The organism is Actinacidiphila bryophytorum (assembly GCF_016916835.1).
GTDB classification, from domain to species: domain Bacteria; phylum Actinomycetota; class Actinomycetes; order Streptomycetales; family Streptomycetaceae; genus Actinacidiphila; species Actinacidiphila bryophytorum.
On the sequence record NZ_JAFFIX010000003.1, the window covers coordinates 178,797 to 191,993 of the forward strand.

Genomic DNA, 13,197 nt, shown 5'->3' on the forward strand with positions numbered 1-13,197 from the left:
AGACACCTGGTCCCGAAATGTGACCGGCGGGTAGGCTCGGGGCCGTGTCAAAGCCCCTGAGCCTGCCCTTCGACCCCATCGCCCGCGCCGACGAACTGTGGAGCCGGCGCTGGGGCGGCGTCCCGTCGATGGGCGCGATCACCTCGATCATGCGCGCCCAGCAGATCCTGCTCGGCCAGGTGGACGCGGTCGTCAAGCCGTACGGGCTGACCTTCGCGCGCTACGAGGCGCTGGTGCTGCTCACCTTCTCCAAGGCCGGCGAGCTGCCGATGTCCAAGATCGGCGAGCGCCTGATGGTGCACCCCACCTCGGTCACCAACACCGTGGACCGGCTGGTCGCGGCCGGCCTGGTCGACAAGCGCCCCAACCCCAACGACGGCCGCGGCACCCTGGCCTCGATCACGGACAAGGGCCGCGAGATCGTCGAGTCCGCCACCCGCGACCTGATGGCGATGGACTTCGGCCTGGGCGTCTACGACGCCGAGGAGTGCGCCGAGATCTTCGCGCTGCTGCGGCCGCTGCGGATAGCGGCGGGGGACTTCACGGAGGGCTGACGCCCGAGCTCCCGGAGTGGCCGGCCGAGGTACGAGGCCGTCCGCGGAGGGTGCGAGCAGGAAGACCGACAGACAGGCGGCGAGGGGCAGGGGTGAAATCCGGGGCCGGAAACGTACCGGTTAGGCTGCTTGCCATGAAACACAGCGTGCTGACCCGGTACCGGGTGATGGCCTATGTGACCGGTGTCCTGCTGGTCGCGCTCACCCTCGCCGTCATCGGCAAGTACGTCCTCGACATCAGCGGCGCGGGCACCGCCACCACGGTGATCGGCTTCGCCCACGGCTGGCTGTACGTCGTCTACCTCGTCTTCGCCTTCGACCTGTGCTCCAAGGCGAAGTGGCCGCTCGGCCGGATGGCCTGGGTGCTGCTCGCCGGCACCGTTCCCACGGCGGCGTTCTTCGTGGAGCGCCGGGTCACCCGGGAGCTGTCCGGCAAGGTCGTGGCGCGCGAGCCCGCGGAAGCGGTCAGCGCCTAGCCAGGCCCGCAGAACACGGCTCACCCGGATGGTGAGCCGTGCCGCATCGACATTTACTTGGACGTCCTAGTAAATTCGAAGGTATGGACGCTTCCGGGATCGAGACAGGCCGCCAGCGCTGGCAGGCACGGTACGACGCAGCCCGACGGCGGGACGCGGACTTCAGCACACTGTCCGGCGACCCGGTGGAGCCGGTCTACGGGCCACCGCCCGGCACCGACGTGCCCGGCTTCGAGCGGATCGGCTGGCCGGGCGAGTACCCCTTCACCCGCGGCCTGCACGCGACCGGCTACCGCGGCAGGACCTGGACGATCCGGCAGTTCGCCGGGTTCGGCAACGCCGAGCAGACCAACGAGCGCTACCGCACCATCCTGGCCAACGGCGGCGGCGGGCTGTCCGTCGCCTTCGACATGCCCACCCTCATGGGCCGCGACTCCGACGACCCCCGCTCGCTCGGCGAGGTCGGGCACTGCGGGGTCGCCATCGACTCGGCCGCCGACATGGAGGTCCTCTTCCGCGGCATCCCGCTGGGCGACGTCACCACCTCCATGACCATCTCGGGACCCGCCGTCCCGGTCTTCTGCATGTACCTGGTCGCCGCCGAGCGGCAGGGCGTCGACCCCGCCGTGCTCAACGGCACCCTCCAGACGGACATCTTCAAGGAGTACATCGCCCAGAAGGAGTGGCTCTTCGAGCCCGCGCCGCACCTGCGGCTGATCGGCGACCTGATGGAGCACTGCGCCTCGTCGATCCCGGCCTACAAGCCGCTGTCGGTCTCCGGCTACCACATCCGCGAGGCGGGGGCCACGGCCGCGCAGGAGCTGGCGTACACGCTGGCCGACGGCTTCGGCTACGTGGAGCTGGGCCTGAGCCGCGGCCTGGACGTCAACGCCTTCGCGCCGGGCCTGTCCTTCTTCTTCGACGCGCACCTGGACTTCTTCGAGGAGATCGCCAAATTCCGCGCCGCCCGCCGGATCTGGGCGCGCTGGATGCGCGACGTCTACGGCGCCACCGCCGACAAGGCGCAGTGGCTGCGCTTCCACACCCAGACCGCGGGTGTGTCGCTGACGGCGCAGCAGCCGTACAACAACGTGGTGCGCACCGCCGTGGAGGCGCTGTCCGCGGTGCTCGGCGGCACCAACTCGCTGCACACCAACGCGCTGGACGAGACGCTGGCCCTGCCCAGCGAGCAGGCCGCCGAGATCGCCCTGCGCACCCAGCAGGTGCTGATGGAGGAGACCGGTGTGGCCAACGTCGCCGACCCGCTCGGCGGCTCCTGGTACGTCGAGGCGCTGACCGACCGGATCGAGCAGGACGCCGAGAAGATCTTCGACAAGATCAAGGAGCTGGGCGCCCGCGCCGTACCCAGCGGCGAGCACCCCGTCGGCCCGATCACCTCCGGCATCCTGCGCGGCATCGAGGACGGCTACTTCACCGGGGAGATCGCCGAGTCCGCGTTCCAGTACCAGCGCGCCCTGGAGAAGGGCGACAAGCGGGTCGTCGGCGTCAACTGCCACCACGGCTCGGTCACCGGCGACCTGGAGATCCTGCGGGTGGGCCACGAGGTCGAGCGCGACCAGGTGCAGCTGCTGGCCGCCCGCCGCCGGGGCAGGGACGAGGCGGCGGTACGCAGCGGCCTCGACGCGATGCTGGCCGCGGCCCGCTCCGGCGGCAACATGATCGCGCCGATGCTGGACGCGGTACGCGCCGAGGCCACCCTGGGTGAGATCTGCGGCGTTCTGCGCGACGAATGGGGCACATATACCGAGCCCGCCCGCTTCTGAGCGCTCTGAGCGCCCTCCCCGTCCCTACGTCCGCCCCGTCCGGCGCTGACCTGGCCCTGGCTCCGCTCGGTAGATTCGTCGCCGACCGACCCGCTCTCCAGGAAAGGACGTGTGTGGCCCTCGAAGCGACCGTCGGCGACGACGGGATGGTCTACATCAGGGAGACAGAGCAGCCGGACGTGGTGGCCGTGACCACCGCGGCGAAATGGGAGGCGTTCGTCAAGGGCGTCCTGGCGGGGGAGTTCGACCACTTCGCAGCCGAGGTGGCCGAGGCGGCCGGGACGGCTGGTGTGGCCGGAGGGGAGGCCGCCGCCAGGACCTGTGGTGCGGCTCACAGGTCCTGAGCGGTGTGCAGGCCGGCGAGACCGACGACGAGGAGCACGGCGAGCCGGCCCGCCCACTCCTCGTCGACCGGCTCCGAGCTGACCATGACCCGGTGCACCACGGCGCCGGCGACCACATCGAAGATCAGGTTGTCCCTGTCGGGTCCCGCCGCGGCGTCCGCCGCGCCGTCCTCCGGCGGGATCTCGCCGCGCTCCTGCGCACGCTTCCTGCCCAGCACCACCAGGTGCTTCTGCCGGTCCACGATCGCCTCGCGGATCCGCACCCGCAGCGCGTCGTCGTGCGCGGCCTCGGCGATCACCGCCATCAGCGCGGTCCTGGTCTCCGGGCGGTTGAGCAGCTCCGCGAAGCGCAGCACCACCCCGCGGATGTCGGCCTCAAGGCTGCCCAGGTCCGGCAGGTCGAGCTGCTCCTCGAACAGCGCGGCCATCGCGTCGACCACCAGCTCGTTCTTGCCCGCCCAGCGCCGGTAGAGGGTGGTCTTGGCCACGCCGGCGCGGGCCGCGACGTCGCCGAGGGTGAGCCGGCCCCAGCCCTGCTCCGCCAGCGCAATCCTGGTGGCCGCGAGGATCGCACGGTCGGCGTCGGCACTTCGCGGGCGTCCGGTGCGTTTGGTGGTGGGGGAGGAGCACATAGGCCGGACCATACCGGCCGGTAGGTAGCGTGACGAGTGAGCGGTATCACAGCGCGTGCCGCCGCGACTCCGCCGCAGGCCCAGTTACGCTACGGGTCGTAGCGAAACTTGATGCCGCAGCGGAAGCCGGTGCGGCACCCGGCGACAACCACACCGGTACGGATGGGGATCCGTGCCACGCAAGCGCACCGCCCGTGCGGGTGGTCGGCGTCCCGCAAACCGGCGGGTAGGCCGGCCCCGATCCGGGGTCTGTACACGTTCGGGTCCCGGAGGGGGGAGGATTGCACCATGCAGCCACGGAACATGTCCATGAGCGGCGTGGTCGACCTCGCCGCGGTGAAGGCGGCCGGTGAGGCCAAGGCGAAGGCCGAGCAGGCCAGGGCGCAGCGGCAGGACGCCGGCGCCGACGCCCCCGCCGCTTCCCCGCTCGTCATCGAGGTGACCGAGGCGACCTTCGAGAGCGACGTCCTGCAGCGCTCCGCCGAGGTCCCGGTCGTCATCAGCTTCTGGGCCGACCAGGCCGAGCAGAGCAAGCAGCTCAACGCGGTGCTGGAACGGCTCGCCGGTGAATACCGCGGCCGCTTCGTCCTGGCCACCGCCGAGGTGTACGCCAACCAGCTGCTCTTCCAGCAGTTCGGCGTGCAGGGCGTGCCCGCGGTCTTCGCGGTGCTGGCCGGGCAGGCGATGCCGCTCTTCCAGGGCCTGGCTCCCGAGGACCAGGTCACGGAGGTCCTCGACCAGCTCATCGCGGTCGCCGAGCAGCGCTTCGGCATCGTCGGCCAGGAGGTCGACCCGGGCACCGCCCCCGCCCAGCCGCAGGAGCCCGCCCCGCCGCGCCCGGCCACCCCGCAGGAGCTGGCGCTGACCGCCGCGCACGACGCACTCGACGCCGGCGACCTGTCCGGCGCCATCCGCGCCTACCGCAACGTGCTGGCCGACGAGCCGGCCAACGCCGAGGCCAAGCTGGGCCTGGCGCAGGCCCAGCTGCTCGACCGGGTCCAGGGCGTGGACCCGCAGGCGGCGCGCACCGCGGCGGCCGACGCTCCCGGTGACGTGCAGGCGCAACTCACCGCGGCCGACCTCGACCTGGTCGGCGGTCATGTCGAGGACGCCTTCGGCCGGCTGGTGGACACCGTCCGCCGCACCTTCGGCGACGAGCGCGACACCGTACGGGTGCGGCTGCTCGAACTGTTCGAGGTCATCGGCCCTGACGACCCCCGCGTGGTGGCCGCGCGCACCGCCCTGGCGAGGGTGCTGTTCTGACGGCGAGGCGGCTCCCGCTGCCCCGTTGCGCAGAGATTTAGCGATACGGCGACCGCTCTTTATCAAACCGTGACAATGGGCGGTCGCCGTCACCCCGGGTGATGTGACGGCCCTGATTTGCCGTCCGATGGTCATATATGCCGGACTTCACCACCCATGTTTTTGCTACCAGGAGTGAGATCACTCCCCGTGGCGATCTTCCCTGCGGCACTCATCCGTTACTCGCTGGTAATGAGCCCCTTGTGTGCGGGCCGCGAATGGACCACGATCGGCCAAGCTCGGTCCGTAGCCAGTCCCCGGCAGCCAGTCGGCGCCCTGGCCCACGGGTCCCCGCCGAGCGGGAGTGCGCGGCAACCGCCGCGTCTCCGGGACAGGGGGGTCTCCGTCCAGCGGATGGAACCGGATGGAGCCTGTCCAGCAGGTTGCGCGAGAGCGTGGCCAGTGGTTGTCGCTCGGGGGTGATCGCCGACGTCTCGGACACCGCCGTCCGGACTCCGCAGGGGCCCGCAGGGCTCCCTCCCGGAGGGACGGCCTCGCCCGACCCGGCGCTCTCCTTCCCGAGGACGTAGCACTTCTCCCATCCCAGGCCAGGACCCGAACTCCCGGCCGGAGATGTACGTCCGAGAAGGAGGAAACATGGAATCGCTCGTTCGTGGCGGTACCAGATGGCGCCGGTTCGCCGTCGTCATGGTGCCGAGCGTTGCGGCCACCGCCGCGATAGGCGTGGCGCTGGCTCAGGGCGCGCTCGCCGCGTCGTTCAGTGTGTCGGGCCAGCAGTTCAAGGTGACCGCGGAGACTCTCGACGGTCACGGGTTCGAGCAGTACGGCGCCCTGGACGTGCCCAGCGGCAAGGGTCCCGTGCCGGTCGCGGTGTCGGCGTTCACCGACGCCACCATCACCGGTCTGTGCCAGTCGGTCGTCATCCCGACGCCGATCGGCGATGTGACGCTCAAGCTGAAGGCCGGCAACAACGGCAAGAAGGTCAAGGCGACCAACCTTTACATCGACCTCGACCAGCTTGACGCCAACGCCACGTTCTACGGCATCAACATCGGTGTCGCCGCCGGCTCCAGCACCAAGGGCCCGGGGATCGACAACAAGAAGACCACCGACCCGGGCTCCTTCGCCCAGGAGGCGGACCGCGCGTACCTCACCAATGTCCAGCAGACGGCGTGGGGCACCAGCGCGGGCACGTTCAAGCTCTCCGGCCTGAGCCTGCGCCTGCACATGGGCTCCGGCAAGGACGTCGAGTGCTACTAGGCACGGTCTGAGTCGCTCTGGGCGAGCCGCGCGGGGCGCGGCTCGCCCAGGCCCCGGCCAATCTTTTCTGTACCGCCAGTTCCAGGGAGCTGTTTCCATGAGCGCCGAGTCGACAGGGCTGACCGCCCACCTGAGCCGCGGCCGTATCGCCTTCCGGCACTGGCGTTGGCAGCGTCCGTTCTGGGCGGGGCTGCTGACCGTTCTGTCGGGGATCCCGATCGGGTACCTGCCGTACAACAACGTGACGTTCGGTCAGCTGACCGTGCGGATGGCCACCACCGCAGGCGCCGGCGCCCTGATCATCGGCGTGCTGCTGGTCGTGCTCGGCCTGACCATGTGGTTCCAGTCCGCCGTACGGGTCTTCGCCGGCGTCGCGACCATCCTGCTCGGCCTGGTGTCGATCCCCGTGGCCAACTTCGGCGGGATCGTCATCGGCTTCCTGCTGGCGCTGTTCGGCGGTGCGCTCAGCGTCGCCTGGGCGCCCGGCACCCCGGTGCCCGACGAGCCGGGTGAGAAGGCGGAGCTGCCCGACGGCGGCCCGCACCCCGAGGGCGACGCCGCGGACCCTGACGCGACCGCCCCCACCGTGCCCGCGCCCGCGCTTCCCGCGGACCCGTTCACACAGCCCGAGCCGGTGCACGCCGGTGCGCGGGCCGACGAAGAGACCACCGAGGAGAACGGGAGGCACCGTGCTGGGTGACGAGGCTCAGCCGGCCGGCAGCGACGGGCAGGGCAGGACGGCGTCAGGACCGCGGCACGCGGCCCCGCGCAAGTCCCTGCTGACCAAGCTCCACATGCCCGCGGGCAAGGCGGTGGCGCTCGCCGCCATGCCGACCGCGGTGCTGATGGGCATGGGCTTCACCCCGCACCTGGCGCAGGCCGACGAGCTGCCCAAGAGCCCGTTCAAGCCGGGCCCCTGCGTGACGCAGCCGGACACCCCGACGCCGTCCGCGACGGACAAGGCCACGACCGCGGACAAGGCCAAGACGGCCGGTAAGACCGCGGCCGGGCCGAAGCCCGACCCGGCGGCGAGCCCGAGCGCGACGCCGAAGCCGTCCAGCTCCCCGGCCGCGCCCAAGCCGTCGACGTCGCCGAGCCCGGCCGCCACCAAGCCGGCCACCCAGGCGCAGCCGCAGACGGCCCCGAGCGCGACGCCGAGCCCGAGCCCGACCAAGTCCACCAACCCGCTCGACCCGCTGGGCCTGGGCGACCTCCTGGGCGGCCTGCTGGGCGTGGGCGGCTCGTCGGGTTCGACGTCTTCTGGTTCCTCCACGCCGAGCCCCGCGCCGACCACCACGGCCCCTACGCCCGCCCCGACGACCACCACCGCGCCCAAGGCGGACGACCCGGTGAAGTCGACGGTCGACGGCGTGACCAAGACGGTCAAGGACACGGTCAAGGGCACCACGGACGCCGCCAAGGACACGGTCAAGGACACCGCGAAGAAGGCCACGAAGTCGGCCGAGGACGCGGCCACCCCCGCCGACGGCCAGCAGGGGTACCCCTGCCCGACCACCGACGCGCAGGCCCTCGCGGACGCCAAGACCGAGCAGGGCATACCCCTGCTGCCGGACACCCCGTGGACCCTGAAGTCCTCGCTGCTGACCCTCTACGGCCTCAAGTACGACGGCATCGTGCAGGTCAAGACGCACAACGGCACGATCAAGGACGTCCTGAAGTTCACCGCCACCGGCGTGGACATCGGCGACCTCCACCAGATCGTGGACGGCCCGAACGGCAGCAAGACCCACGTCACCGCCCGCTCCGGCTCGACCTCCACGATCCGCAACGGCACGGTGACCATGTACACCGAGTCCCTGAGCGGCAACCTCCTCGGCGTCGTCCCGATCACCTTCACCCCGAAGTTCCCCCCGCCCGTCACCGTCCCGGTGCTCTTCTTCACCGACGTGACAGTGATCCAGGCCGCCCAGTTCGGCGGCGACCTCACCGTCCCCGGTATGAAGGTCCTCCCGGGCCAGTCCTCCTGACCCACCTGGCCCACACGAAGGCGCCCGCCCCCTTGTCGGGGGGCGGGCGCCTTCGCTTGCGGTGCCGACCGGGTCAGGCGCCCAGGTGGTGGACGCGGACGAGGTTGGTCGTGCCGGGGACGCCGGGAGGGGAGCCGGCGGTGATGATCACCGTGTCGCCGGTCGTGTAGTCGGAGAGCTTCAGCATCTCGCGGTCCACGATCTTGACCATGTCGTCGGTGTTGTCGACGTGCTCGACCACGAAGGCCTCGACGCCCCAGGTCAGGGCGAGCTGGTTGCGGGTGGCCGGGTCGGTGGTGAAGGCCACCACGGGCTCGGGGACGCGGTAGCGGGCCAGGCGGCGGGCGGTGTCGCCGGACTTGGTGAAGGCCACCAGGGTCTTGGCGTCGAGGAAGTCGGCGAGTTCGGCCGCTGCGCGGGCGACGGCGCCGCCCTGGGTGCGCGGCTTCTTGCCGGGGGCCAGCGGCTGCAGGCCGCGGCACAGCAGCTCCTCCTCGGCGGCCTCGACGATGCGGGCCATCGTCTTGACCGTCTCGACGGGATACTTGCCTACCGAGGACTCCGCGGACAGCATGACCGCGTCGGCGCCGTCCAGGATCGCGTTGGCCACGTCGGAGGCCTCGGCGCGGGTGGGCCGGGAGTTGGTGATCATCGACTCCATCATCTGGGTCGCCACGATCACCGGCTTGGCATTGCGCCGGCACAGCTCGACCAGCCGCTTCTGCACGACCGGCACCTGCTCCAGCGGGTACTCGACGGCGAGGTCGCCGCGGGCCACCATCACGGCGTCGAACGCCATGACGACGTCCTCCATGTTGCGCACCGCCTGCGGCTTCTCGACCTTGGCGATGACCGGGACCCGGCGGCCCTCCTCGTCCATCACCCGGTGGACGTCGCGTACGTCCTTGGCGTCGCGCACGAAGGACAGCGCCACCATGTCGACGCCCATCCGCAGCGCGAACCGCAGGTCGTCGATGTCCTTCTCGGACAGCGCGGGCACGTTGACCGCCGCGCCGGGCAGGTTGATGCCCTTGTGGTCGGAGATGACCCCGCCCTCGACGACCAGCGCCCGTACCCGCGGCCCGTCGACCTCGATGACGCGCAGCGCCACGTTGCCGTCGTTGATCAGGATCGGGTCGCCCTGGGAGACGTCGCCGGGCAGGCCCTTGTACGTCGTGCCGCAGACGGTCCTGTCGCCGGCGACGTCCTCGGTGGTGATGGTGAACTCGTCACCCGCGACCAGTTCCACCGGGCCGTCGGCGAACTTGCCCAGACGGATCTTGGGACCCTGCAGGTCGGCGAGTACGCCGACGGCCCTGCCGGTCTCCTCCGCCACCTTGCGCACCCGCTGGTAGCGGTCCTCGTGCTCGGCGTGGCTGCCGTGGCTGAAATTCAGTCGGGCCACGTTCATGCCGGCCTCCACCAGTGTCTTCAACTGGTCGTAGGAGTCGACGGCGGGACCCAGGGTACAGACGATCTTGGCTCGGCGCATGGGCGCTATCCTATCGGTTTGTTCCGCTGCGGAATATTCCTGGGGGTTCGCGCGGCTGCGGGACGGTCAACCACTGTGGTCTGCCAGGTTCTTGTCGGCCGGGGCGGCCAGGCCGTAGGTGTCGCGGGCGATCTCCAGCTCCTCGTCGGTGGGCACCACCGCCACGGCCACCGGTGAGGTCTCGGCCGACACCAGACGGGCGGCGGAGCCGCGTACGGCATTGCGCACCGGGTCCATGGTGACACCCAGATTGTGAAGACCTGACAAAGCCGCCTCGCGAACGGCAGCCGAATTCTCGCCGACGCCCGCCGTGAAGGTGATCGCGTCGACCCGGCCGAGGACCGCGCTGAAGGCCCCGACGTAGCGCCGCAGCCGGTGCACGTACACGTCGAAGGCCAGCTGGGCGGCCTTGTCGCCCTCGGCCATCCGGCGGCCGATCTCCCGCATGTCGTTGGCCCCGCACAGGCCCAGCAGCCCGGACTTCTTGTTGAGCAGGGTGTCGATCTCGTCGGTGCCCATCCCGCCGACCCGCTCCAGGTGGAAGACCACCGCGGGGTCCAGGTCGCCCGAGCGGGTGCCCATCACCAGGCCCTCCAGCGGCGTCAGGCCCATCGAGGTGTCCACGCACACCCCGCCGCGCACCGCGGAGGCCGAGGCGCCGTTGCCCAGGTGCAGCACGATCACGTTGACGTCGGCCGGCTCCTTGCCGAGCAGCGCGGCCGTCGCCCGCGAGACGTACGCGTGCGAGGTGCCGTGGAAGCCGTAGCGGCGGATGCCGTACCGGTCGGCGGTCGCGGTGTCGATCGCGTAGCGGGCCGCGGCCTCGGGCAGCGTGGAGTGGAAGGCGGTGTCGAAGACGGCGACCTGCGGCAGGTCGGGCCGCAGCTCGCGGGCCACCTTGATCCCGGTGACGTTCGCCGGGTTGTGCAGCGGCGCCAGCGGCACCAGCTCCTCGATGCCGGCCAGCACCTCGTCGGTGATCAGCGTCGGCGCGGTGAAGCGCGTACCGCCGTGCACCACCCGGTGGCCGACCGCGGCCAGGTCGGGGGAGTCCAGGCCGGACCCCCGCGCCTTGAGGTCCAGCGCCACCTCGCGCAGCGCGTGCGTGTGGTCCGGTACGCCGCCGGGCTCGCCGATCCGCTCGACCACGCCCGAGGCGAGCCGCTGTTCGTCCGCCATGTCGATGAGCTGGTACTTCACCGACGACGAGCCGGAGTTGAGCACCAGGACCCGGGTCGCCCCGCTCATACCGTGTCCCCCTGCTGTGCCTGGATCGCGGTGATCGCGACCGTGTTGACGATGTCCTGCACCAGTGCGCCGCGCGACAGGTCGTTGACGGGCTTGCGCAGGCCCTGCAGCACCGGGCCGACGGCGACCGCGCCCGCCGAGCGCTGCACCGCCTTGTAGGTGTTGTTGCCCGTGTTCAGGTCGGGGAAGACCAGGACGGTCGCCTGCCCCGCGACCGCCGAGCCCGGCATCTTGGTGGCCGCGACCGACGGCGCCACCGCCGCGTCGTACTGGATCGGCCCCTCCACCAGCAGCTCGGGCCGCCGCTGCCTGACCAGCTCGGTGGCCGCCCGCACCTTGTCGACGTCGGCGCCGCTGCCGGAGGTCCCGGTGGAGTACGACAGCATCGCGACCCGCGGCTCCACGTCGAAGCGGGCCGCGGTCGCCGCGGCCTGGATCGCGATGTCGGCCAGCTGCTCGGCGTCCGGGTCGGGGTTGACCGCGCAGTCGCCGTAGACGAGGACCTTGTCGGCCAGGCACATGAAGAAGACCGAGGAGACGATGGCCGCGCCCGGCCGGGTCTTGATGATCTCGAAGGCGGGCCTGATGGTCGCCGCCGTGGAGTGCACCGCGCCCGAGACCATGCCGTCGGCCAGGCCCTCCTGGACCATCAGGGTGCCGAAGTAGGACACGTCGGCGACCACGTCGTAGGCCAGCTCGTAGCTGACCCCGCGGTGCGCGCGCAGCTCCGCGTACAGCGCGGCGAAGCGCTCCCGCAGCGGCGAGGTCTGCGGGTCGACGATCCGCAGGCCCGGGTCGTCCAGGGCGACGCCCAGGTCGCCGGCCTTCTTGCGGACCGCGTCCTCCTCGCCCAGCAGCGTCAGCTCGCACACGCCCCGGCGCAGCAGCACCTCCGCGGCCCGCAGGATGCGCTCCTCGGCCCCCTCCGGCAGCACGATCCGCCGTTTGTCGGCGCGCGCCCGCTCCAGCAGCGCGTGCTCGAACATCATCGGGGTCACCCGGGAGGAGCGGGCGACCGACAGCCGCTCGGTCAGCTCGGCGGTGTCCACGTGCGTCTCGAACAGGCCGAGCGCGGTCTCCGCCTTGCGCGGGGTGCCCGCGCCGAGCTTGCCGTCCAGCGTCATGAGCCCGGCCGCGGTGACGAAGGAGTCGGTCGGCACCGCGAGCAGCGGGGTGCCGGGGGCCAGCCGGTTGGCCAGCGCCAGGATGTCGGGGCCCGGCTTCTCGTCCAGCGTCAGCAGCACCCCGGCGATCGGCGGCGAGCCCGCCGAGTGCGCGGCCAGCGCGCCCACGATGAGGTCGGCCCGGTCGCCCGGGGTGATCACCACGCAGCCCGGGGTCAGCCGCGGCAGGAAGCTCGGCAGCATCGCCCCGCCGAAGACGAAGCCCAGCGCGTCCCTGGCGAGGCCCGCGTCGTCGCCGAGCAGCACCTCGGCGCCCAGCGTCTCGGCGATCTGCGCGACCGTCGGGGCGGCGAGGGCGGGCTCGTCGGGCAGCACGTAGACGGGGATGCCGGGGGAGCGGCCCAGCCGCTCCGCGGCTTCGGCGACCTCGGCCGGGTCCACCCGGTTGGCGACCATGGCGATGACGTCGCAGCCCAGGTTGGTGTAGGCGTGGTGGGCGTTGCGCACCTCGGCGACCACCGACTCGGCGCTCTGCGCCCGCCCGCCTATCACCGGCAGCACCGAGGCGCCGCACTCGTTGGCCAGCCGGGCGTTGACGCCCAGTTCGGCCGGCAGGTTGGTGCCGGCGAAGTCCGAGCCGAGGATCAGCACCGTGTCGTAGTCCTCCGCGACCCGCAGGTAGCCCTCGACGAGCCGGGCCGTCAGCGCCTCCTGGCCCTGCTCGGCCTGCAGGGCCGCGGCCTCCTCGTAGCCCATGCCGAAGACCGTCGCCGGGTCCTGGACCAGCCGGTAGCGGCTGCGCAGCAGCTCGAAGATCCGGTCGGGGGTGTCGTGCACCATCGGCCGGTAGATGCCCACCCGGTCCACCTGCCGGGTCAGCAGCTCCATCACCCCCAGCTCGACCACCTGGCGGCCGTCGCCGCGGCCGATCCCCGTGACGTAGACGCTGCGCGTCACCCCTGGACTCCGTTCCCTCAGCCCCCGTGCCCTTTACGCCCTGACGCTAACGTGCCCGCCCCCGCGTCGCCCGCC

At 71.5% G+C, this 13,197-nt stretch carries 12 protein-coding genes; 8 read left to right on the plus strand and 4 right to left on the minus strand.

Translation table 11 applies throughout. The features are described 5' to 3' along the window. Positions 1-44 precede the first annotated feature (44 nt). From JT723_RS06015 to JT723_RS06030, 4 genes are all read left to right on the plus strand, one after another. Positions 45-554: a MarR family winged helix-turn-helix transcriptional regulator gene (locus JT723_RS06015; RefSeq protein ID WP_205043425.1), complete on the plus strand. Its 510-nt coding sequence runs from the start codon at positions 45-47 to the stop codon at positions 552-554. Positions 555-688: 134 nt separating this feature from the next. After that, on the plus strand, positions 689-1,030 hold the full coding sequence (locus tag JT723_RS06020) for a DUF3817 domain-containing protein (protein WP_205043426.1): 342 nt from the start codon (positions 689-691) through the stop codon (positions 1,028-1,030). Between the two features lie 83 nt (positions 1,031-1,113). Then, positions 1,114-2,814, plus strand: coding sequence for a coenzyme B12-dependent isobutyryl-CoA mutase large subunit (icmA, locus tag JT723_RS06025; protein WP_205043427.1), 1,701 nt, complete (start codon positions 1,114-1,116; stop codon positions 2,812-2,814). Positions 2,815-2,927: 113 nt separating this feature from the next. Then, positions 2,928-3,158 carry a hypothetical protein gene (locus tag JT723_RS06030; RefSeq protein ID WP_307794003.1) on the plus strand — a complete coding sequence of 77 codons (231 nt, stop codon included), beginning with the start codon at positions 2,928-2,930 and terminating at the stop codon, positions 3,156-3,158. Here the strand turns inward: JT723_RS06030 and JT723_RS06035 are convergent. Beyond that, a complete protein-coding gene (locus JT723_RS06035) occupies positions 3,146-3,790 on the minus strand; it encodes a TetR/AcrR family transcriptional regulator (protein ID WP_205043428.1) in 645 nt (214 codons plus the stop codon). The two genes, JT723_RS06030 and JT723_RS06035, sit on opposite strands and share 13 nt — an antisense overlap. 288 nt (positions 3,791-4,078) lie before the next feature. Between JT723_RS06035 and JT723_RS06040 the strand changes: the two genes are divergently transcribed. From JT723_RS06040 to JT723_RS06055, 4 genes are all read left to right on the plus strand, one after another. Continuing rightward, positions 4,079-5,053: a tetratricopeptide repeat protein gene (locus JT723_RS06040; protein ID WP_205043429.1), complete on the plus strand. Its 975-nt coding sequence runs from the start codon at positions 4,079-4,081 to the stop codon at positions 5,051-5,053. A 636-nt stretch (positions 5,054-5,689) separates the two neighbouring features. Further along, a complete protein-coding gene (locus JT723_RS06045) occupies positions 5,690-6,313 on the plus strand; it encodes a DUF6230 family protein (protein ID WP_205043430.1) in 624 nt (207 codons plus the stop codon). Positions 6,314-6,410: 97 nt separating this feature from the next. After that, on the plus strand, positions 6,411-7,013 hold the full coding sequence (locus tag JT723_RS06050; RefSeq protein WP_205043431.1) for a DUF6114 domain-containing protein: 603 nt from the start codon (positions 6,411-6,413) through the stop codon (positions 7,011-7,013). Beyond that, positions 7,003-8,301, plus strand: coding sequence for a hydrogenase expression protein HypF (locus JT723_RS06055; RefSeq protein ID WP_205043432.1), 1,299 nt, complete (start codon positions 7,003-7,005; stop codon positions 8,299-8,301). Before JT723_RS06050 ends, JT723_RS06055 begins: the two co-directional genes overlap by 11 nt. Before the next feature lie 73 nt (positions 8,302-8,374). On the opposite strand, the gene pyk is transcribed toward JT723_RS06055, so the two are convergent. The 3 genes from pyk to pta form a co-directional block, all read right to left on the minus strand. Further along, a complete protein-coding gene (gene pyk, locus JT723_RS06060; RefSeq protein WP_205043433.1) occupies positions 8,375-9,793 on the minus strand; it encodes a pyruvate kinase in 1,419 nt (472 codons plus the stop codon). Between the two features lie 66 nt (positions 9,794-9,859). Further along, positions 9,860-11,041 (minus strand): acetate kinase, encoded by a 1,182-nt coding sequence (locus tag JT723_RS06065; protein ID WP_205043434.1) that lies wholly within the window; start codon positions 11,039-11,041, stop codon positions 9,860-9,862. Continuing rightward, positions 11,038-13,122 (minus strand): phosphate acetyltransferase, encoded by a 2,085-nt coding sequence (gene pta / locus JT723_RS06070; protein WP_205043435.1) that lies wholly within the window; start codon positions 13,120-13,122, stop codon positions 11,038-11,040. The genes JT723_RS06065 and pta overlap by 4 nt, the downstream gene beginning before the upstream one ends. Between the last annotated feature and the right edge of the window lie 75 nt (positions 13,123-13,197).